This is a genomic window from Streptomyces sp. NPDC005866, assembly GCF_040629895.1.
Lineage (GTDB): Bacteria > Actinomycetota > Actinomycetes > Streptomycetales > Streptomycetaceae > Streptomyces.
Genome location: NZ_JBEXWP010000011.1, coordinates 99,728 through 120,259, shown reverse-complemented (window position 1 = coordinate 120,259; position 20,532 = coordinate 99,728). Strand labels below are relative to the sequence as shown.

General features: G+C 70.5%; 20 protein-coding genes and 3 pseudogenes. 9 read left to right on the top strand and 14 right to left on the bottom strand.

Going from position 1 to position 20,532, the window contains the following annotated elements; all coding sequences use genetic code 11:
* Positions 1-214: 214 nt before the first annotated feature.
* The 4 genes from ABZ396_RS18450 to allB form a co-directional block, all read right to left on the bottom strand.
* Positions 215-841, bottom strand: coding sequence for a dihydrofolate reductase family protein (locus ABZ396_RS18450; protein ID WP_358924875.1), 627 nt, complete (start codon positions 839-841; stop codon positions 215-217).
* 94 nt (positions 842-935) lie between these two features.
* Complete coding sequence (locus tag ABZ396_RS18445) at positions 936-1,745, bottom strand: AIM24 family protein (RefSeq protein WP_358924873.1); 810 nt, start codon at positions 1,743-1,745, stop codon at positions 936-938.
* A 75-nt stretch (positions 1,746-1,820) separates the two neighbouring features.
* Positions 1,821-2,942 (bottom strand): allantoicase, encoded by a 1,122-nt coding sequence (gene alc, locus ABZ396_RS18440; protein WP_358924871.1) that lies wholly within the window; start codon positions 2,940-2,942, stop codon positions 1,821-1,823.
* Between the two features lie 69 nt (positions 2,943-3,011).
* A complete protein-coding gene (gene allB / locus ABZ396_RS18435) occupies positions 3,012-4,352 on the bottom strand; it encodes an allantoinase AllB (RefSeq protein WP_358924869.1) in 1,341 nt (446 codons plus the stop codon).
* 286 nt (positions 4,353-4,638) lie between these two features.
* On the opposite strand from allB, the gene ABZ396_RS18430 reads away from it, so the two are divergent.
* Positions 4,639-5,430, top strand: coding sequence for an IclR family transcriptional regulator (locus ABZ396_RS18430; protein WP_358924867.1), 792 nt, complete (start codon positions 4,639-4,641; stop codon positions 5,428-5,430).
* Between the two features lie 42 nt (positions 5,431-5,472).
* Here the strand turns inward: ABZ396_RS18430 and ABZ396_RS18425 are convergent, their stop codons facing one another.
* Positions 5,473-5,787, bottom strand: a complete 315-nt coding sequence (locus ABZ396_RS18425) for a DUF5955 family protein (RefSeq protein ID WP_358924865.1) — start codon at positions 5,785-5,787, stop codon at positions 5,473-5,475.
* A gap of 158 nt (positions 5,788-5,945) precedes the next feature.
* On the opposite strand from ABZ396_RS18425, the gene ABZ396_RS18420 reads away from it, so the two are divergent.
* The gene (locus tag ABZ396_RS18420) at positions 5,946-6,545 is read left to right on the top strand and encodes a nucleotidyltransferase family protein (protein WP_358924863.1); all 600 of its coding nucleotides are present in this window, start codon (positions 5,946-5,948) and stop codon (positions 6,543-6,545) included.
* 184 nt (positions 6,546-6,729) lie between these two features.
* On the top strand, positions 6,730-8,352 hold the full coding sequence (gene aceB, locus ABZ396_RS18415; RefSeq protein WP_358924861.1) for a malate synthase A: 1,623 nt from the start codon (positions 6,730-6,732) through the stop codon (positions 8,350-8,352).
* A gap of 7 nt (positions 8,353-8,359) precedes the next feature.
* Here the strand turns inward: aceB and ABZ396_RS18410 are convergent, their stop codons facing one another.
* The 3 genes from ABZ396_RS18410 to ABZ396_RS18400 all read right to left on the bottom strand — a co-directional run bounded on the left by ABZ396_RS18410 (position 8,360) and on the right by ABZ396_RS18400 (position 9,839).
* Positions 8,360-8,635: a SelT/SelW/SelH family protein gene (locus tag ABZ396_RS18410; protein WP_351729818.1), complete on the bottom strand. Its 276-nt coding sequence runs from the start codon at positions 8,633-8,635 to the stop codon at positions 8,360-8,362.
* Positions 8,632-9,537, bottom strand: coding sequence for a HipA family kinase (locus tag ABZ396_RS18405; protein ID WP_358924859.1), 906 nt, complete (start codon positions 9,535-9,537; stop codon positions 8,632-8,634). Before ABZ396_RS18405 ends, ABZ396_RS18410 begins: the two co-directional genes overlap by 4 nt.
* A 77-nt stretch (positions 9,538-9,614) precedes the next feature.
* The gene (locus ABZ396_RS18400) at positions 9,615-9,839 is read right to left on the bottom strand and encodes an integrase (protein WP_358924884.1); all 225 of its coding nucleotides are present in this window, start codon (positions 9,837-9,839) and stop codon (positions 9,615-9,617) included.
* A gap of 139 nt (positions 9,840-9,978) precedes the next feature.
* Here ABZ396_RS18400 and ABZ396_RS18395 point away from each other — a divergent pair, with 139 nt between their 5' ends.
* A complete protein-coding gene (locus ABZ396_RS18395; RefSeq protein WP_358924857.1) occupies positions 9,979-10,398 on the top strand; it encodes a transposase in 420 nt (139 codons plus the stop codon).
* On the opposite strand, the gene ABZ396_RS18390 is transcribed toward ABZ396_RS18395, so the two are convergent.
* Positions 10,374-10,736, bottom strand: a complete 363-nt coding sequence (locus tag ABZ396_RS18390; RefSeq protein WP_358924855.1) for a hypothetical protein — start codon at positions 10,734-10,736, stop codon at positions 10,374-10,376. The two genes, ABZ396_RS18395 and ABZ396_RS18390, sit on opposite strands and share 25 nt — an antisense overlap.
* 764 nt (positions 10,737-11,500) lie before the next feature.
* On the opposite strand from ABZ396_RS18390, the gene ABZ396_RS18385 reads away from it, so the two are divergent.
* Complete coding sequence (locus tag ABZ396_RS18385) at positions 11,501-12,004, top strand: hypothetical protein (RefSeq protein ID WP_358924854.1); 504 nt, start codon at positions 11,501-11,503, stop codon at positions 12,002-12,004.
* A gap of 347 nt (positions 12,005-12,351) precedes the next feature.
* Here ABZ396_RS18385 and ABZ396_RS18380 read toward each other — a convergent pair.
* Both ABZ396_RS18380 and ABZ396_RS18375 read right to left on the bottom strand, forming a co-directional pair.
* Positions 12,352-12,708 (bottom strand): annotated as a pseudogene (locus ABZ396_RS18380) (tyrosine-type recombinase/integrase); the annotation flags it as partial.
* An 804-nt stretch (positions 12,709-13,512) separates the two neighbouring features.
* Positions 13,513-13,773, bottom strand: a complete 261-nt coding sequence (locus ABZ396_RS18375) for a hypothetical protein (protein ID WP_358924886.1) — start codon at positions 13,771-13,773, stop codon at positions 13,513-13,515.
* On the opposite strand from ABZ396_RS18375, the pseudogene ABZ396_RS18370 reads away from it, so the two are divergent.
* A pseudogene (locus ABZ396_RS18370) lies at positions 13,768-13,952 on the top strand (transposase family protein); the annotation flags it as partial. The gene ABZ396_RS18375 and the pseudogene ABZ396_RS18370 overlap by 6 nt on opposite strands.
* Here the strand turns inward: ABZ396_RS18370 and ABZ396_RS18365 are convergent.
* Together ABZ396_RS18365 and ABZ396_RS18360 are read right to left on the bottom strand one after the other, a co-directional pair.
* Positions 13,928-14,444: pseudogene (locus tag ABZ396_RS18365) on the bottom strand (SDR family oxidoreductase); the annotation flags it as partial. The pseudogenes ABZ396_RS18370 and ABZ396_RS18365 sit on opposite strands and share 25 nt — an antisense overlap.
* Before the next feature lie 89 nt (positions 14,445-14,533).
* The gene (locus ABZ396_RS18360) at positions 14,534-16,036 is read right to left on the bottom strand and encodes an IucA/IucC family protein (protein WP_358924852.1); all 1,503 of its coding nucleotides are present in this window, start codon (positions 16,034-16,036) and stop codon (positions 14,534-14,536) included.
* 93 nt (positions 16,037-16,129) lie between these two features.
* On the opposite strand from ABZ396_RS18360, the gene ABZ396_RS18355 reads away from it, so the two are divergent.
* The 3 genes from ABZ396_RS18355 (at position 16,130) to ABZ396_RS18345 (ending at position 19,814) form a co-directional block, all read left to right on the top strand.
* On the top strand, positions 16,130-17,635 hold the full coding sequence (locus tag ABZ396_RS18355) for an IucA/IucC family protein (protein ID WP_358924850.1): 1,506 nt from the start codon (positions 16,130-16,132) through the stop codon (positions 17,633-17,635).
* Positions 17,636-17,742: 107 nt separating this feature from the next.
* Entirely contained in the window at positions 17,743-19,005 is a 1,263-nt protein-coding gene (locus ABZ396_RS18350; RefSeq protein WP_358924848.1) for a VWA domain-containing protein, read from the top strand.
* Entirely contained in the window at positions 19,005-19,814 is an 810-nt protein-coding gene (locus tag ABZ396_RS18345; protein ID WP_358924846.1) for a hypothetical protein, read from the top strand. The genes ABZ396_RS18350 and ABZ396_RS18345 overlap by 1 nt, the downstream gene beginning before the upstream one ends.
* A 54-nt stretch (positions 19,815-19,868) precedes the next feature.
* On the opposite strand, the gene ABZ396_RS18340 is transcribed toward ABZ396_RS18345, so the two are convergent.
* Entirely contained in the window at positions 19,869-20,495 is a 627-nt protein-coding gene (locus ABZ396_RS18340; RefSeq protein ID WP_358924844.1) for a winged helix-turn-helix transcriptional regulator, read from the bottom strand.
* Positions 20,496-20,532 lie beyond the last annotated feature (37 nt).

Sequence of the window (20,532 nt, the reverse complement as noted above, 5' to 3'; positions counted from 1 at the left end):
AAATCCGAGCACCGTTCGCCGCCCCGAAACGGGCTGGGCGAGGGCACGCCGTCTGCGCGGAGAGGGGATACGCACCTGCGTGCGCGCGACGATCGACGGCGAGACGGGGCAGATACGGCGCGGGGACGACGACGGGACGATCGTCCGGGGCGAAGACTGAACCGCTGCCGCGCCGGTCGCGGCTCCCCCATGGTCGGCGTTCCCATGTCGGCAGCTAGGCGTTCGCGTCGGCGATGTACGAGCCGTAGTCGGGGCGGCCCGCGAGGTCGTACGACTGGATGGAGACGCCCGCCGCGGTGACCCGGCCGCCGGCATGCCGGAACTTCGTCGGCACCGCGCCCTCCTGGAAGAAGCGTCGGCCGGAGCCCAGCACGACCGGGAACGTCAGCAGGTGGAGGGTGTCGACCAGGGCCAGGTCCAGCAGGGAGCGGACCAGGGCGCCGCTGCCGTGCACCTGGAGTTCGCCGTCGGTGCGCTCCTTGAGGGCCGTGACCTCCTTGGCGAGGTCGCCGCCGAGGACCGTGGTGCCGGACCACCCGGGGGCGGTGAGGGTCGTGGACGGGACGTACTTCGGGAGCGCGTTGAGCTTGGCCGCGACCGGGTCGGCAGGGTCGGTGACCTTCGGCCAGAACGAGGCGAAGATGTCGTACGTACGGCGGCCGAGCAGAAAGGCGCCGACCCGGTCGAAGACCTCGTTGATGAAGCCGCCGAAGTCCGCGTCGCCGTAGGGGTGGCTCCAGCCGCCGTGGGTGAAGCCGCCGCTGGGGTCCTCCTCGGGGCCGCCGGGCGCCTGGTAGACGCCGTCGAGGGTGACGAACATGGTGGAGACGAGCTTGCCCATGAGGGGTGCCTGCTTCCTGGGGTGGGGTCCGTTGTCACCAGCTCAGACCCCTGCGGCCCCGCAACTCATCGGTCGCGATCGCCCGTACGCCACCTCACCCCTCGTGCGTCGAGAACAGTCCGCCTGTCGGGCCCTGCTTGTCGCCGCCCTGGGCCTTCTTCAGGGCGTTGGCGAGGCTCTCGATGGTGAGGGACTGCAGGATCACCCGGCCGTTGCCCTCAAGGGTGGCCAGGGAGAGGCCCTCGCCGCCGAAGACGGCGTTCATTATGCCCTGGCGGTTGAGGCCGCCGACGCGCTGGACGCCGTACTGGATGCCCTCTTCGAAGGCGACCACACAGCCCGTGTCGACCTCGATACGGCCGCCGAAGTCGGCCGGGTTGAGGTCGATGAAGTTGCCCGCGCCGGCGATGATCACCGTGCCGTGGCCGGTGAACTTCTCCAGGATGAAGCCCTCGCCGCCGCTCATGCCGGTGCGGCCGCCCTGGAAGGCGATGCCGAATTCGACGCTGGACTCGGCCGCGACGAAGGCGTCCTTCTCGGCGAACCACGCGCGCGTCCCGTCGAGTTCCAGGGCGCGCATCTCGCCGGGGAGCACGCCCGCGAAGCCGACGGTGCCCTCGCCGCCCTGGGAGGTGAAGTACTGGAACGCCAGCGACTCACCGGCGAGCATGCGCTGGCCCGCCTGCATGGCGGTGCCCATGGCCTGGCGCAGCATGCCGCCCATGCCGCCACCGCCGCCCTGCTGCCGGCCGCCGCTGTTCGGGCCGCTCAGCCGGGTCTCCATGGTCACGTTCGTCGTCTTGAACAGGAACTTGCCGGCCTCGCAGTAGACCGTCTGGCCGGGGTACAGGTTGACGACCGCCATCTGCATGGCGTTGCCGACGATTTCTTGCTGAAGGGTCACAGGAAGAAAACGTAGCCGACGCCCCAGCGGTTCCCCCCGCCCACCCATCCACTCGACTCGGTCGCCTGAACAGGGTCAGGACAGTTCGCGGTGCCTGGCCGTCAGGGTCGCTGATCCCGTCTCCGTCGGCGAGCCGTACAGCCGTAGCCGGGAGATTCCCCCGTCCGGGAAGATGTCCACGCGCGCGTGCGTGCCCACGGCGGGGGCAGCCAGGACGAAGCGGTGGTTCGTGTCCGGCTGGAGACGGGTGCGCGGGAGGATCTCCCGCCAGTCGCCGGCGCCGTTGTCATCGGCATCCTTCACCGACACCGACGCCCAGCCCGCGCTGTTGCCCTTCAGGTACGCCGTGTCGATCTCGATCGCCCGAAGCTGGGACTGGGCCACCAGCCGGTAGCGGATCCAGTCGTTGCCCTGGTCGCGGCGGCGGCGCGTCTCCCAGCCGTCGTCCATCTTGCGGGAGCGGCCCGGCTGGATGGTGTTGGTGGCCGGCGAGTAGAAGAGGTTCGAGGCGTCCTCGACCCGGCCGCCGTTCTCCAGGGCGACCACGTCGAAGGTGCCGAGCACGGCGAGCCACCCGGGGTCCGGCACGACCTCGCCGTACACACGCAGGCGGGCGATGCCCCCGTCGGGGTGCTGGTTGACGCGGAGGTGGGTGAAGCGCTGTTCCAGGGAGACCGCGAAGCCGTTCGCCGCGTGGCCGCCCACCGGCGTGCGCGGGACCAGGGTCGTCCACTTCACGTCGTCGCCGAGGAGTTGCGCCGGCGACGGGGAGCCGGCGACCGAGGTGCCCTCGACCGACACCGCCTGCGGGTAGTTGCCCCGGAAGTGGGCCGTGTCGACGACGATCCCGCGGACGACGCCGGGGGCCCCGAGGCGGACCAGCGCCCAGTCGTGGTCCTCGGCCGTCGGCCAGGGGTGCTCGGCCGAGACACCGCGGCGGCGGCGCGTCTCCCAGCCGTCCATGATCTTGCCCTTGTGGCCGAAGTGCTCGGGGTCGAACTCGGCCCGCCCGGACACCAGCAGGTTCTCGCGCTGGGCGAAGAACTCGTCGTTGGCGGCGATGACCCCGGCGCCGAGCTGCCGGTCGGCGAGGTTGGCGTACTGGGTGAAGGGGAGATCGGCGGTGCGGTAGTCGGCGTACGGGTCGCCGCCGGAGTAGGGGTGCGCGTCGCCGGTGAAGGTCGGGATCGCCGTCAAAGAAGGTCTTCCTCTCGGTTGTCGGCCGCTGCGGGTGCGGGAGCGGTGGGTGGTCAGGGGGTGCGGTGGTCAGGGGGTGCGGGTGAGCAGACGTCCCTTCGGGGCGGTGAACACGCCGTCCGCGACGATGCGTTCGCCACGCAGCCAGGTGGACTTCACGACGCCGTACAGGGTCTTGCCGGCGTAGGCGGTGACGCGGTTGCGGTGCTGGAGGCCCGCCGGGTCCACGGTGAAGGTCTCGTCGGGTGCGAGGACGGCGAAGTCGGCGTCCCGGCCGGCCGCGATGGCGCCCTTGCGGTCGTCGAGGCCGACGAGCGCGGCCGTGCGGGCCGACATCCAGCGGACCACGTCCTCCAGGCCGTGGCCGCGCCTGCGGGCCTCGGTCCACACGGCGGGGAGGCTGAGCTGGAGACCGGAGATGCCGCCCCACGCGGTCGCGAAGTCGGCGGTCTTCAGATCGGCGGTCGAGGGCGAGTGGTCGGTGACCACACAGTCGATGGTGCCGTCGGCCAGTGCCTGCCAGAGCAGGTCCTGGTTGGCCGACTCGCGGATGGGCGGGCAGCACTTGAACTCACTGGCGCCGTCGGGGACTTCCTCGGCGGTGAGGGTGAGGTAGTGCGGGCAGGTCTCCACGGTGACCCGTACGCCGTCCCGTTTGGCCTCGGCGATCAGCGGCAGCGCGTCCGACGACGACAGGTGCAGCACATGCACGCGCGCGTCGAGGCGTTTCGCCTGGGCGATCAGCTGGGCGATCGCCGTGTCCTCCGCGTCGCGCGGGCGCGAGGCCAGGAAGTCGGCGTATCTGGGGCCGCCGTGCTGCGGGGCGGCGGCCAGGTGGTGCGGGTCCTCGGCGTGCACGATCAGCAGGCCGCCGAAGGAGGTGATCTCCGCCAGGGAGAGGGCGAGCTGCTCCCGGTCGAGATGCGGGAACTCGTCCACCCCGGACGGCGAGAGGAACGCCTTGAAACCGAAGACCCCGGCGTCGTGCAGCGGGCGCAGGTCCTTGACGTTGTCGGGCAGCGCGCCGCCCCAGAAGCCGACGTCCATGTGCGCCTTGTCGGCCGCGACCTCCTGCTTGACGCGGAGGTTGTCGGCCGTGGTGGTCGGCGGCAGGGAGTTGAGCGGCATGTCGACGAGCGTGGTGATGCCGCCGGCCGCGGCCGCGCGCGTGGCGGTCCAGAAGCCCTCCCACTCGGTGCGGCCCGGGTCGTTCACATGCACATGGGTGTCGACCAGGCCGGGCAGCAGCACGTCGTCGCCGAAGTCCTCCAGGCGGGCGCCCTCCGGGACGGGGGCGTCGTACGGCAGTACGGCCGTGATCGTCCCGGCGGACACGGCGACCGAGGCGGCCCGTGTCCCCTCCGGGGTGATGACGCGTGTCGAGCGCAGCACCAGTTCAGCGTCGGACACCCGGACCCCTCTCTCTGCCGCCGTTTTACTTCCAGGAAACGGGATTTACACCCACGTAACGGAATTCAACGTTCTGTTGAAGGAGTCTTCACTCCCACCCTCGCGCCGTCAAGGGCACACTGCTTTTCAGGACCTCAGGGGCGCACACTCTGGACGTTTCCACAACGTGGAATTACAATTCCGGCAAGCAGAACGTAGCTACGTACAAGCCAGGGAGTCAACCGACTGCCGGGTACGCTTCTGCCCTTCTGCCCGGTCCGAAAGGCAGCCCCGAAAGGAACGCGCCGTGCCGACGTCCAGCGCCAGCTCCACCGGCTCCGCCAAGTCCAACGGCGGCGGGGTCCAGTCGCTCGAGCGCGCCTTCGATCTGCTGGAGCGGATGGCGGACGCGGGCGGCGAGGTCGGCCTCAGCGAGCTGTCCGCGAGCAGCGGGCTGCCGTTGCCGACGATCCACCGGCTGATGCGCACGCTGGTCGCCTGCGGCTATGTACGCCAGCAGGCCAACCGGCGCTACGCGCTCGGGCCCCGGCTGATCCGGCTCGGCGAGTCGGCGGCCCGGCTGCTGGGCACCTGGGCGCGACCGTACCTCGCACGGCTGGTCGAGGAGACCGGCGAGACGGCGAACATGGCGCTGCTCGACGGGGACGAGATCGTGTACGTGGCGCAGGTGCCGTCGAAGCACTCGATGAGGATGTTCACCGAGGTGGGCCGGCGGGTGTTGCCGCACTCCACGGGGGTGGGGAAAGCCCTGCTGGCGAATGTGCCGGACGCCGAGGTCCGGGCGTTGCTGGCGCGGACCGGGATGCCGGCGGCCACGGAGAAGACGATCACCACTGCGGACGGCTTCCTGAACGCCCTGGAGGAGGTACGGCAGCTGGGGTACGCCCTCGACGACAACGAGCAGGAGGTCGGGGTGCGGTGCCTCGCGGTGTCCGTCCCGGACTCGCCGACCGCCGCGGCCATTTCGATCTCCGGTCCTGCGGGGCGGGTCACCGAGGCGGCGACGGAGAAGATCGTGCCCGTGTTGCAGCAGGTGGCCGTCGAGCTGTCCCAGGCGTTGGTGAGTTCGGGGGTCTAGGCGCGCCGTGGGCTTCTGCCCTCTCGGAGGCGCCGTAGGCCTCTACCCTCTCGGCGATTCCCCGAACAGGTCCACTGCCTCGCGTACGTCCGACAGGCCGCGCGACAGCGCGCTCACGGAACCGATCGCTCCCGCGATCAGTAACAGGGAGCGGCGCAGGCGCGGGATCTCCGGCATGCCGCCCGTCGCCATCGCCGCCAGGGCCGCCAGCTCGTCCTCGGCTATCGCGCGGTCCGTGAACTCGGCCGGATGTGCGGCCAGTTCGCGGCGCAGCCGGGAGACCGCCGTTCGCAGTTCCGTAACCCTCGGATCCTCGTCTCTGCCGGTCACTGGTCTCTGTCCCAAGCTCCGCAACACAGCTCTCCGCCCCCTCACCCGATACCCCCGCGACGACGGTCGGGCGCCCGGGGACGCGGGTCAGTAAACGCCCTCCCGTGCGGGGGGCGCTACAGCGTGGACCGAAATTCAGCCCCGCGGAACCGGCCGCCCGCCCCGGCGTCGGGTATGCAGGACGCATGACGGACACACATGACCAGATCGCCGGGCTGCTGCTCGCCGCCGGCGGTGGCAGACGGCTCGGCGGGCGGCCCAAGGCGCTGCTCACGCATCGCGGGCGGCCGCTGGTGGAGTACGCGGTCGGGGTGTTGCGCGCGGGCGGCTGTGGGCCGGTGCACGTGGTTCTGGGGGCCCGTGCGGACGACGTGCGGGAGCGGGCCGAGCTGAGCGGCTGTGTGGTCGTGGAGAACCCGGACTGGGCCGACGGCATGGGGTCCTCGCTGCGGGTGGGGCTGGCCGCGCTCGCCGGGGCGGGCGTGCGGGCCGCGCTGGTGTCGCTGGTGGACCAGCCGGGGATCGGGAGCGAGGCCGTGGGCCGGGTGCGTGGCGGGTACCGGGACGAGGACTCGCTGGTCGCGGCCACCTACGACGGGGTGCGCGGGCATCCCGTGCTGTTCGGCGCCCGGCACTGGGCGGGGATCGCCGCGAGCGCGACCGGGGACCGGGGCGCCCGTGCCTATCTGAAGGCCCATGAGGGGGCCATCGCGCTCGTCGAGTGCGGGGATGTGGCCGAGCCGTTCGACATCGACACCGAAGCCGATCTGGTCCACCTTGAGTGAAGGGGATGGCACTGAGCGCCGCCTTTGCTCGACTCAGAGAATCTCGATATCAACAAACCATTGAACTTCCACGATGAGGAAACTAGTATCCACTGTTCAGAAGCGCCCGGCCCCTGATCGGGTGTGCTTCGCTCTACCCGGAACGACTGGCACCCGGTGCCACCGCTGAAGGAAGTGACAGCTCATGTCCGCACCAGCGCCGTCTCCGCTGGCCATCGTCGACGCCGAGCCCCTGCCCCGGCAGGAGGAGGTGCTCACCGACGCGGCGCTCGCCTTCGTCGCCGAGCTGCACCGGCGGTTCTCGCCGCGCCGTGCCGAACTCCTTGCCCGCCGGGCCGAGCGCCGCGCCGAGATCGCCCGCACCTCCACGCTCGACTTCCTCCCGGAGACCGCCGCGATCCGCGCGGACGACTCCTGGCAGGTGGCCCCCTCTCCCGAGGCGCTCAACGACCGCCGCGTCGAGATCACCGGGCCCACCGACCGCAAGATGACCATCAACGCCCTCAACTCGGGTGCCAGGGTCTGGCTCGCCGACTTCGAGGACGCCTCAGCGCCGACCTGGGAGAACGTCGTCCTGGGCCAGCTGAACCTGATCGACGCCTACACGCGGAACATCGACTTCACGGACTCCGGCTCAGGGAAGTCGTACGCCCTGCGCCCGAACGAGGAGCTGGCGACGGTCGTGATGCGGCCGCGGGGCTGGCACCTGAACGAGCGGCACATCGAGGTCGACGGCGAGCAGGTGCCGGGCGCCCTCGTCGACTTCGGGCTCTACTTCTTCCACAACGCGCAGCGGCTGCTCGACCTCGGCAAGGGTCCGTACTTCTATCTGCCGAAGACGGAGTCGCACCTCGAAGCCCGGCTCTGGAACGACGTGTTCGTCTTCGCGCAGGACTACGTCGGCGTCCCGCAGGGCACCGTCCGTGCCACCGTGCTGATCGAGACGATCACGGCCGCGTACGAGATGGAGGAGATCCTCTACGAACTCCGTGACCACGCCTCGGGGTTGAACGCCGGCCGCTGGGACTACCTGTTCTCCATCGTCAAGAACTTCCGTGACGGCGGCGCCAAGTTCGTCCTCCCGGACCGCAACGCGGTCACGATGACGGCCCCGTTCATGCGGGCGTACACCGAACTCCTCGTCCGCACCTGCCACAAGCGCGGTGCGCACGCGATCGGCGGCATGGCGGCCTTCATCCCGTCCCGCCGGGACCCCGAGGTCAACAAGGTGGCCTTCGAGAAGGTCCGCGCCGACAAGGACCGCGAGGCGAACGACGGTTTCGACGGCTCCTGGGTCGCCCACCCCGACCTGGTCCCGATCGCCATGGAGTCCTTCGACCGGGTGCTCGGCGACAAGCCGAACCAGAAGGACCGGCTGCGCGAGGACGTCCATGTAGAGGCCGCCGACCTGCTCGCGATCGACTCGCTGGACGCCAAGCCGACCTACGCCGGTCTGGTCAACGCCGTCCAGGTGGGCATCCGTTACATCGAGGCCTGGCTGCGCGGTCTCGGCGCGGTGGCCATCTTCAACCTCATGGAGGACGCGGCCACCGCCGAGATCTCCCGCTCGCAGATCTGGCAGTGGATCAACGCGGGCGTCGAGTTCGAGAACGGCGAGAAGGCCACGCCGGAGCTGGCCCGAAAGATCGCCGCCGAGGAACTCGACGGCATCCGCGCGGAGATCGGCGAGCAGGCCTTCGCGGCCGGCCACTGGCAGCAGGCCCACGACCTGCTGCTCACCGTCTCCCTCGACGACGACTACGCGGACTTCCTGACGCTCCCCGCGTACCAGCAGCTGCGCGGCTGATACACCGTCACTTGTCCGAGTGGCCCAGGGACTTCCCCGGGGCCACTCGGTCGCGTACGGCCTGCTTCACGGCCGTCGGCTCGGGGAAGCCCTGTTCCCTGCGGTCCCAGACCACCTCGCCGTTCACACGGACGACGAAGATCCCACCCTTGCCGGGCTTCAGGGCCAGTTCGGTCAGCTCGGCCTCGAAGGTGGTCAGCAGCTCCTGCGCCAGCCAGGCCGCGCGGGGCAGCCAGCGGCACTGGGTGCAGTATTCGATCTCGACGCGCTGGCTGTCACTCATCCGAGGTGTACCGACCAATCCTGTTGAGCCGCGGGCTTGCCGTGCAGGTCGGGGACCTGCTTCAGCCAGGCCGGGCGTCCCTGCTGCGTCCTGGCCGCACGGGCGGCCTCCTCTTCCGCGATCTGGTCGCGGCCCGGGAAATCGGTGGGGAGCCACTGTGCGGACGCTCGGACCCGGGCCAGCAGATAGCCCACGTAGGCCTCGCGCATCTCGTCGGGCGTGCCGAAGTCGGTGAGCCAGTCGTCCGGGACCTCGGCGAGGATGTCCCTGAGCAGCTTCTCCGTCACCTTCGGCGCGAGTTCGGCGTCGGCGGCCCGGGTGTCGGGCCCGTACCGGCCGAGGGCGTGGTGGCGGAAGTCGTACGCCTTCCCGGGTGCCGAGGTGTCCCAGCGGTGGTGGAAGACGAGGGCGGCGCCGTGGTCGATGAGCCACAGGTGCGGGGGCGCGGTGCCGAACGTCGGCCAGACCATGAGGTTGGAGCTGTGGACCGTCCGGTCGACGTTGACGGTGAGCGCGTCCAGCCAGACGATGCGGCCGGCCTCCAGCGGGTGCACCGGGAAGACCTCGGCGATCTCCGGGGTGAAGTCCTTCGCCCCTGGCAGGAAGTCCATCCCGAGGTTGACCCCGCCGCTGGCCGCGTGCAGCTCGCGTACCTCCTGGTGCGGCTCGTGCCCGGCGATCGCCGGGTCGAAGTGCACAAGCACCAACTCGGGGAACCGCAACCCGAGCGCCCGCGCCAGCTCCCCCACGATCACCTCGGCGACCAGCGCCTTGCGGCCCTGCGCGGATCCGGTGAACTTGACGACGTAGGTGCCCAGGTCGTCGGCCTCTACGATGCCGGGGACGGATCCGCCGGATCGCAGGGGCTCGATGTAGCGGGTCGCAGCGACCTCTCTCAGCATTTCCTCAGGCCACCTCCCTCTTCAGCCTTGCAATCCACAGCCGACCCCCGGGGGTGCCAAGCAGCGGAAATTGCCCGTCAGCAGCCCTGGGGAGAATCTGGGGAGTTTCGACCGGCATCCAGATCACCCTGCCTCCCCAGCAGCCCGTCAGTGGCCGTCCGCCCCTTACTTCCGGCCTCCGGCATGAAGTGAGCATAGTAACCGGGCGTGATCGCTGGCGAAGAGTGCCCGAGCCACCGCGCCACGGTCACTACGGACTCTCCCGCCTCCAGCGTGATGGAGGCGTGGGCATGCCGCAGCATGTGGAAACCGTCCTTCGGCGCCGCCTCCCACTTCCAGTTCTTCGCCCCATCGGCGCGTGGCGGGATGACTCGGCCTTGGCCAACGGGGGCTTCCATGTGGAGGTGTTCCACGTGTTGACCGCAATTGCGTTGCCGAATCGTGTGGTCAGTAGCAGGGAGAACTTCCTTTGCACTCCTGGCGATCTCGCCGGCGCATCGTCTCCACGCCTACCACTCGGGCGTCGAGGGCACCGTGAACGAGATCGTCAACGGCCACGAGATGCGCCGCTATCGCTACCGAGGCACGGTCAAAGCCCACGTCCAGCACGTCCTGACGGCCAACGCCGTCAACTCGAACGCCTCAGCACCCAAAACCCACCGATACCAACTACCGGCCCGCCCTCCAACCACGTTCCAACCGCGACGCCCCCAGATCCCTGCGGTCGGAGTCGAGCGGTTCGTGGATCTCGGCCGGCCGCGGGTGTCTAGGCGGGGTATGCGGAGCACGCGGAAGGGGTGCCCTCCCCAACGGCGGAAGGGCACCCCCAAGGACGGTCAGCGGTGGTCGTATCGGTCGTGACCCCAGCGACCGTCCCGGTCGTCGCGGTCGTGACCCCAGCGACCGTCCCGGTCGTCGCGGTCGTGACCCCAGCGGCCGTCGCGGTCGTCGCGGTCGTGACCCCAGCGGCCGTCGCGGTCGCGGCGGTCGTGACCCCAGCGGCCGTCGTGGTCGCGGCGGTCGTGACCCCAGCGGCGGTCGCGGTCGCCGCGCCTGTGGTCGTCACCGTGGTCGTGACCACGGTCGTGCGTGGCATGAGGTACCACCGAAGGCGCGGCGGCGGCGCTGGCACCAGTGGCGCCGCCCACCAGGATGGCGGCCGCGACGCCCAGCGCGGCGGCAAAACGGGAAACCCGCATTCCGTACTCCTTTCACGGCAGGTGCCCAATGCGCCTGCCTGGGTCGGACGTATTCATGTTGACGTCCGCAATGCACCGTTATGACCGACTCGCCGTCAAAGGCACCTCATATAACGAAAAAACGTTGAACCGGGAACCGACGCCTGGCGTGTCGGCGTCACGCGCGCGTAGGGGTGGCTTCCCCGTCCACCAGGTGAACTTGCACCTCACGATCCCGCCGAGCTCGCACTCCCCTACGACCCACCTCTGCGCGAGTACCGCCACCAGCAGCAGCCCCCGCCCGGACTCCTCCCGCAGCACCGGTCCGGCACATGCGGATAGGCATCAGCGCCCGTGGACTATCCGTGGACAGGCAGTCGTCGAGTACGCAGAAACGACACTGTGACCAGCGGCGACGCCACAGGCCCAAAGGGCCTCCGGAGCCGTGTGCGCAGGTTCGAATCCTGCCGGGGGCACTTCGCAGGAAGTGCCCAAAGACCCCGCCATCAGCACGTTAGCTGAGTGCGGGGTCTTCTTGCATGTGCAGGCGGATGCCGCCGGAAGCAGCCGTTTGCCAGTGATCACGTTGTAATAGCGTGTTGATCTTGGAGGCCTTCACGGCAGGTCAGGAGGCGTTCCTCCGGCCTTCTGGTACTTGCCCCGATCTGCGTGAGGGCCCACCACGACGGCTACAGCCCATGCCACTGCTCTGCACAGAGGTCTAGTCACACCTACACCACTACAACAATCATTCTGATTGCAGCAGCACGCGTTAAGGGGGGCGGGTGGCTCAGTCAGAGATACCGGTGGCGTTGATCGGCCTGGGCGGCGCAGTTGCTGGAGCAGCAGCCACAGTCACGGTAGGTCGCCTCACAGGGCGTCACAGCGTCCAGGCAGCGTTGATCGCAAAGGTGGATGGCCTTCAGGATGAGCTGACGACGTTCTGTGCACCATTCGTCGAGGCGAGAGTCCAGTTGCTCCCGGCCCTCACCGGCCGGACGCCGGTCGAGCCGTGGCGCGATTTGGCTCCCCAGATGTCCCGGACCGCACCACGCTGGACATCCATGGTTACCGATCCGCTCCGGCTGTGGGAGATGCCCGGGATCGTGCGCCGCAAGGCCGACTACGTTGACGATGAAGTACGACTACACCAGTCCCGCACCGCTGACCTGCTTCTGCCCGACGTGCACGCTGCGATACGCGAGCTCTATCAGGACGCCAAGGAACTTATCGAAACTTACACACGAGAGTTTCAACGCCTCGCCAAGCGCGGGATGGGGGTCATCTAGCCTCGTCGTCCGTTGAAAGGGAGTCAGGCCGGAGCCCCGAACCAAAGGCGGCCCGGAGGCACCCCAGTCGGCCGAATGTCTGGCCGATCAACGGGGATCCACGGCCTGGTGAGCCGTCCACGCTGGGCCGTCCCTGGGCCGTCCGAGGTCGCTCGACAGTGGCCAATGACGACCAACGACGACCACCAGGCGCCCGAGCCCACTGCCTCTGAACAGCAAAAACCCAGCTCACCAAGATCCCCGACAACACCCAGGGCAAGAAGAAGTAGGGTCTGTGATCATGCCTCCCACCTGCGCGAACGGCGCGGATGGGAGGCATTTTCGTGCCCTGGAACCTCTCTGGAACCTCAGCCCATGGGATCTTGTGGCTTGAGTGCCCTGCCGAGAGCTTTCCGAGCCCGGTCCCGGCTGCTCGGCATGAGGTGCGCGTACACCTTCAGCGTCAGCCCCGGATCGTAGTGCCCGAGGTACTCCGCGAGTGCCTTGATGCTCTCTCCCGCATCCAGGAGCACGGACGCGTAGAAGTGCCGCAGGGCGTGCATGCCGTACTCCCGCGCGGCGGCGTGCTCACGGCTCTTCGCCTTGGGGATGACGCCCGCCTTCGCGAGCGCGGGCTTCCAATGGTCCTCGTTCAGGGACGTACGCCAGATGTGCCCACCGTGGGGGCCCGTGAAGATGAGCCGCCGGGTCACCGGCTGGCCGTCAGTTTCCGTCTCATTCACCACCGTTCGCCGACGTTCAGGCAAGACCAGACGGCCGCACAGCTCCAGGAGTCAGCCGCCCGTGAACCCAGGTGAACGCACCTGTACGGAACCCCGAGGGACACCAACACAGTTGGAAAACGCGTTGCGTTGGTGATGGTCCTGCCTAGACGTCACGCTGCACAGAGCTACCGTCCGGACACCGAGGGCACTCAAGTGAACCGGTGTACAGGTGAGTTCGGCAATCAGGGGATGACGGATGCAGAGCGACGCCGCTACCCTGAAGGGGCCTCATCTCAAGGCGGGACCGGGACCTTTGGACGAGCGGATACCGTGCGCCCCGGGGGGGCCTACGTCGTCCGCGTAGGTCCCGGTCCGATGAGATGAGGTGGCAGGGATGGTCACTACGGACACCGGCCAGGTGAGATCTGGGTGGTTACGTAAGGCGGCTTCTCGGTTGGTCATCGCGCTCGGGGCGAAAGTCCTGTGGGCGGGGATCATGAAGCTGTTCGACCACGCTGGAGTTGATCTCTAACTCCACAGTGAGGCGGGTGGGATGTGCTAACCCCCCGGGCCCGATCGCTTCCGATCGATCGGGCGGCAAGCCCGCCTCACGCCCTGTCCCTGTCGGCCCGGCTGGTCGTCCACCTAGTTCTTCCTAGGCCCCGTACTTGGCCGCTTGCGGCGGTGACTGGGTCGGGCAGGCTCGCGAGTTGTGCCAGGTCGTCGAGCGGGGGTCCCACCGGTATCTGTGGTTTGTCGGCGACTGACCGGGGACTCGTGCGTCGACTTCCGTGAAGCCGTTGCCTACTGGTCCAGGGCCTGCCAGCCGATGGTTCCGTTCTGGACGGAGTGGGCCTCGTCAGCGCGGACGACCTCGTCGGCGGGCTTGCTGTCCGCGATGTGCCCCAGGATCGAGAGCAGGTCGTCGCCGGCGAAGCGCCCGGCCGTGGCTGCCAGTCCGTGGGCCTGGTCGACTCGGTCGTTGCCCAGGACGGTGGCCAGCTCGAGCCGCGCGGGCCATCTTGGCGCGGATGCGGACCCGCGCCGGCGCGGGTCCTCCGACACCCCGTCAAGAAGCCCCAGGGCGGCGAAGTCACCGAAGAGCAGCGCACGTTCAACGCCGCCATCCGCGGCGTGGCCGAGCGCGCCAACGCCCTGCTCAAGGTCACCTTCAAGGCTCTGCGTGGGTCAGCCTCGGCCCCAAGGCGATCACCCGGATCGCCCGCACCCCCTGTCTTCCGTAGTCGACGGCCACCGAGCGGCACAGCTGGAGGAGCGCGGCCTTGGAGGTGGCGTACGCGGCATTGCCCCACCCGCTGCGCAGCGCCGCGACGGAGGCGACCGCGACGACCGCGCCGCGAGCCTTGAGCAGGTCCGGGAGGGCCGCGCGGGGGGTCAGGAACGGGCCGGTCAGGTTGGTGCGCAGCACCTCGTTCCAGGTCTCGTCGAAGAGGTCCCCGACCGCGCCGCTGCGGCCGATGCCCGCGTTGAGGACCAGTCCGTCGAGCCTGCCGTAGCGGGCGACCGCGGTGTCGATCAGGCCCCGGATCGCCGACGGGTCCGAGAGGTCGCCGGGGTGCGTCAGGGCGCCGGTCTCGTCGGCCAGTCGCCGCAGCGGCTCGGGCCGCCGCCCCGCCGATGACGACCTGGTACCCGGCGGCCCGCAGCGACCGGGCGGTGGCGGCACCGATGCCGGTACAGCCCCCCGTGATGACGACAACGTGTGCTTCGGCCATGGCCGTTGGCCTGGGCTCCCTCACCAGCGGGGGAACGGGCGCTGCGATCCTGAGCGAGTCCGCCGGACCGCCCGTCGACCGCCACGGATTCAGGCCAAGGGGTTGGGCAACGGGAGGTAGCGCGCGTCGGCGCCGTCCGCCCCGGTCCAGCGCAGCAGCAGGTTCGTCTTGCCCGGCAGGGTCGGCGACGACAGCAGCCCGGCCACCTCCGGGAGCGGATGCCGTGCCAGCTCCCGCCGCGCCGCGGGCCAGGGATCGAACCCGGCGTGGCGCTCGGCGAGCGCGGCGGCGACCTCGCTCAGATGGTTGACGACCAGGCAGTACACCAGCCGCTCCCACCCGGCGGCACGCTCCACGTCGGCCAGCAGCTTGACGCCCTCGGCGTCCCGGTACAGCGCCTGCACCGGCGTACCGTCCGCGTCGACGGCGACCAGGGTGTTCTGCAGATGCGCTTCGAGTACGACGCCGTGGTCGGCGAAGGCCGTGAGGGCCGGCGGTACGACCGCACACAGGTACGCCTCCCACCAGGCCTCCGGGTCCGCCGCCGAGGCCAGGGGGCTGCCGTCGAAGCCCTCCACCAGGCCGGCGGCGAGCAGCGGGGTCGCCCCCGGCAGCAGCGAGCCGCGCAACCCGTCCCGCACCAGGACCGCGAGTTCCTCGAAGGCGAAGCGGGCGGTGCGGTAGCCGCGGTCGCCGAGCCAGGCCGCGGGTCCGTCCATCGCCGCGAACGCGGCGGTCACGGCCGTGTCCGTGCGGCGCAGCTTCCGCAGGTCGTGCGCCCACAGCCGGCGGATGTCGTTGGTGATCCGGACGTCCAGGCTGAACTTCAGGAAGAGATCGCGCACCGGCTCGTACACCGTGCGGATCGCGGCCGTCGGCCAGGTCGTGAACGCCGTCTCGCCGAGGCGCAGCAGCCGTCCGTCCGCGAAGGCCGGGGCCAGGTCATGGGCGACCAGGTCCAGCTGCCAGGGGTGGACCGGCAGCAGCCGGTACCCCTGCGGTACGGCGGCCAGCGCGTCCAGCGTCGACGTGTCGCCCTCCTCCGCCACCTCGTCCTCGCGCACCCCGAGCAGCACCAGCGGAAACCGGGCGTGCGCCTCGGGCGCGTACGGCAACCAGGCGGTGACCGGGCCACCGCCGCGTGCCTTGGGGGCGGGGTGGTAGGGATGCCCGGTGATGAGGGACTGCTCCGAGCGCAGATACGGGTCGTCGGGTGCCGTCGCCCGGGCGCGGGCCGTGAGCAGCGCGGCGACCGCGTCCCGGCTGTCGATCATCTCGGCCGGCAGGTCGGCGTTGGACAGCCCGGTGTGCCCGCGCAGCTCCTCGGCGACCAGTTTCACCAACTCGGCCTGGCCGATGCGGTGCCAGCGGCCGGCCGCGTACACCTCCGGCGCGGTGGGCCGGCGCTCACCGCGCACCCGCAGCAGGCGTCCGCCGCCGGGCAGCCGGTAGACCCGCGGCTCCCCTTGCCCGGCGTCCGTGAGCGGCTCGGCCACCTCCCGCAGCAGGCAGTTGAGCAGGGGCGCGGCAGCGTACGCGTCGGCGCGCTCTCCCACGGCGTCACTGGGGTGCATGAGGTCCACGCGTTCCATTCGCTCTCTACGTCCACACAGTCCGATCTCGATCAGTATGTCTCTCGTCAACAGCGATGATGGCTGTCGCACCCGTTCCCGAGGAGCCCCCACGTGCACCGTCCCTCCCCCATCGAGACCCAGCTCGCCACGGAGCTGGCCGAGGCGCGGCCGGACCTGGTGTCCGGGTACACGGCCGAGCTGCCCGGTGCGCGGGCGGCGGTGCTGACCCGGCTGTGGCGGGCGCTGGCGCACGAGCCGCTGCCGTGGGTGGCGCGCAGGGTGCGGGGAGCGCACAGCCTGGCCCTGTGGCTGGCCGACGGGCGCGCGCTGCACGGCCCGCACGCGGATCCGTACGCCACCGACGCGTATGTGACCGCCGTACGGCTGGACGGGGTGTCGTACGACGATCCGGCGCGGCTGATGACCGATCTCGGGTGGCCGCACTCGGCCGGGTTCGCGGCCGAACTCGGGCACAGCGCGGCCTCGTTGGCGCTCTCGCGGGCGGACCGGGATCTTTCCCCGAAGGAGTGGCCCGGGCGGGACTGGGAGTGGGAACAGCGGGTGGTCGACGGGCATCCCTTCCACCCCAACTGCCGTTCCCGGCCCGGTTTCTCGGCGGCCGAGCAGCTCGCGTACGGGCCGGAGCACCGGCCGGTGGTTCGGCTGGAGACGGTCCCGGTGGCGGCCGGGGACTGTCTGCTGGCCGGCGACTGGCCGGACGAACTCCGGCACGCGGGGCGGCTGTTGATCCCGGTGCACCCCTGGCAGACCGCCCATGTCCTCAAGGAGGGTCCCGGCGAGCCCTGGCGTGCGGCGCACCCGCTGATGTCCCTGCGCACCCTGGCCCTCCCCGACGGGCCGCATGTGAAGACCGCGCTCAGCGCCCGGCTGACCTCGTCGGTGCGGGACATCTCGACGTACTCGATCGGCGCGGCGGTGACGCTGTCGTCCTTCGCCGCGGACCTGGCGTCCCGCACGGACGGGCTCCTGCACATCACCCGCACCCTGGGCGCGGCGACCGCCGAATCCCCCGACCTGGCAGCCGTGTTGCGCGAGTCGCCCGAGATGTACGCGGCGCCGGGCGAGCAGGTCCTCCCGGTGGCCGCCCTGGCCACCACCGTCCTCCCCGAATCGCACTCCTGGCTGGCCGAGTTCACCCGTCTTGTCCTGACGGTGGGGCTGCGGCTGCTGGACCTGGGCGTGGCCCTGGAGGCGCACGGCCAGAACCTCCTGGTGGTGCTGTCCGAGACCGGCGCCCCGCTGCGGCTGGTCTACCGCGACCTGGCCGACATCCGCCTCAGCCCCGCCCGTCTGATCCGGCACGGCATCACCCCGCCCGAGCTGAGGGGCCGCCTGGTCACGGACGACGAAACGACTCTGCGCCGCAAGCTGTTCGGCTCGCTGATCGCGGGCGCCCTGGCGGGCACGGCGGGGTCGGGTCCGGCCCTGGCGACGGCTCTGGAGACGGCCGTACGTGACCTTCCCGCCGCCCCCGACCTGACGGCCCTCCTCGAAGGCCCGCTGCCGGCGAAGGCGTTGACGCTGATGCGGCTTACGCCGGAGGTGCCCGGGGACCAGTGGGCCGCCCTGCCGAATCCGCTGGCCGGCACGCGGTGAGCGCTCACCTGCCCGTTCGCCACCCGCCGTTGGCCTGCCGGCCGCTCTCGTTTCGATGTCCGGACCTCGTTTTGGAGCCCGGCGCCTCTGATCAATAGGATCCGCCGATGATCAGAACACAACGGTTGGCGGCAGGCGTCTGCGCTCTGCTCGCCGCCCTGGCGGCCGGGATCGCGTTCCCCGGCGGAGCGGTCGCCGACGAGACCGACCAGGCCGCTCCCAAGGTGGAGCTCGTGCTCGACGTCAGCGGCTCCATGCGGGCGGCGGACATCGACGGCGGGACGCGGATGGCCGCGGCCAAGCAGGCCTTCAACGAGGTGCTGGACGCGACGCCCGAGGGGGTCCAGCTCGGTATCCGCACGCTCGGCGCCAACTACCGCGGAAACGACCGCAAGGAGGGCTGCAAGGACACCGCGCAGCTCTACCCGGTCAGCACGCTGGACCGCACCGAGGCGAAGACCGCCGTCGCCACACTCACGCCGACCGGGTGGACCCCGATCGGCCCCGCGCTGCTCAAGGCGGCCGGCGACCTCGAAGGCGGTGACGGTACCCGCCGTATCGTCCTGATCAGCGACGGCGAGGACACCTGCCAGCCGCTGGACCCGTGCGAGGTGGCCCGGGAGATCGCCGCCAAGGGCATCGGGCTGACCATCGACACGCTCGGCCTGGTGCCGGACGCCAAGACCCGGGACCAGCTGAGCTGCATCGCGGACGCCACCGGTGGCACGTACACCTCCGTGCAGCACAAGGACCAACTGACCGACCGGGTCGGGCAGTTGGTGGACCGGGCCGCCGATCCGGTGGTGACGCCGGTGGCCACGGAGGGCACGGACCAGTGCTCCTCGGCGCCCGCGCTGAAGTCCGGGCTGTACACCGACCGCGAGGTGTTCGGGCAGCAGCGCTGGTACAAGGTCGACGTCAACCCCGGCCAGGAGCTGCGGGCTTCGGTCAGCGTCGCCGCGGACCGGGCCGTCAACCCGGACTACGGGCTGCTGCTGCGGGCGGTGACCGTGCACGGACGCGAGATCGTGCGCGGCGAGGCGTCGGGCACGGGCCGTACGGATGTCGTCTCGACCGGCCTGCGTTACCCGAGGGCCGAGAGCGACGACCAGGACACGACCCCGAAGACCGTCTGTCTCCAGGTGACCAACTCCTTCTCGGCCGCTTCCGGTGTGAAGACAAGCCCGGGCCTGCCCGTGGAACTGACGGTCGACGTGGCGGACGGGCCGTCGAAGGCGTCCGACGTCGCCTCCTTCGGCCTCGGCCGGGGCTGGTGGCTGCTCGGGGCGCTGGTGCTGACCGGCTTCCTCGCCGGTCTGGTGTGGGGCTGGGTGTCGCGCTGGCGGGTAGCGGTCTGGAGGAGCAACTGATGTCGATCACACGAGTGTTGAGCGCCGCCCTGCTGGCGGTGGGACTGGCCGCGGGAACGGCGGCCGCCGACGACGCCTCACCGTCCCCCAGTGCCTCGGAGGACAGCGGGGCGCCCACCCAGGCGGGCACGTCCTTCCGTACGGCGACGGAGATCGACCAGGGACAGCGGGCGACCGCCAGCGGCTCGACGGGTGATTACCTGTACTGGTCGTTCCCCGCCGACGCCGGCCAGCGCCCCGACGTCAAGGCGACCGTGAAACTGCCCGGCTCGCACGCGGCGCAGACCTGGCAGATCGACGTGTACGACGGTCTGCGGCGCCGCCAGTCCTGCCAGTACGGCGCGCAGACCCGCACGGCCGCGCAGGGCGCCGCGTCCGTGGAGCTGGCCTGTGTCACGCGTACCGTCCGGGCCTGGTCGGAGCCGTGGGCCAACGACCCGCTGCCCGGCACGTACTACATCCGGTTGACGGTGGTGGATCTCGGCTCCGCGGACCTCGGTCAGCCGGTGAGCGCCGAGGTCGAGGCGGACTCGAAGGACATCGGCGGTTCGGCGGCAGTGGACGGTTCGCTGGCCAAGCCGCTTGTGCCGGGCATAGCCGTCAAGTCCGCTACGAACGCGGGTGGTTCGGACACGAAGTCGGCCGTGCTGTCCAGCATCGAGCCCAACGACGGCTGGTCCTCCGGCTGGTGGACCGACCGTTGGGTGTGGACCGGGGTCGGCGGAGTGCTGGCCGCGCTGGCCGGTATCGGCGGGTACGCGCTGACGCGGGGATCCGGGCGGCCGTACCGGGTGCCGCCGGGCGCCTGATCCGGCCGACCCCGGCGACCGGGCCCCCGTTCGCGGCGGGCCCGGTGGCCGTTTTCAGGCGTTTCGCAGCCCCTTGGCCAGCGCGCCGTCCCCGGTCACCGTCGCCCGCCCGGCCCGTACGGCGTCCGCCAGGCTCAACTCCCCCCGCGCCAGGGCCGCGCACGTCCCGGCGTCTAGGACGAACCGCGCGTCGGGTTCGCGCGGTGCGTGGCCGGCGCCGTACACCGGGCCGTCCTCCGCGCCGGCGTACAGATGGAAGTCCCCTTCCTCGAGGTGGACTTCCACGAGCCCCTCGCCGTCCAGGGCCCGCAGCAGCGGCAGCGCGAACCAGTGGGCGCGTACCGCGTCGGTGGGCCGGCGCTCGCCCAGCTCGGGCTCACCCCAGCTCCCCAAAGCCTGGAGCACCGGTAGCAACTCCCGCCCGCGCCCGGTGAGTTCGTAGACGTACGCCGCAGCCGGCGGGGGCAGCCGCCGCCTGGTCGTGACCCCGTCGCGCTCCATGTCCTTCAGCCGCGAGGCGAGGACGTCCGTGCTGACCCCCGGCAGATCCGCGTGCAGGTCCGTGTAGCGGCGGGGACCGGCGAGCAGCTCCCGGACGATCAGCAGGGTCCAGCGGTCGCCCACGACGTCGAGGGCACGGGCTGCGGAACAGTACTGGTCGTAGCTTCGGCGAGGTGACATGCGACGCAGTCTAGACAAGATGTTGGACTTTCCAAGC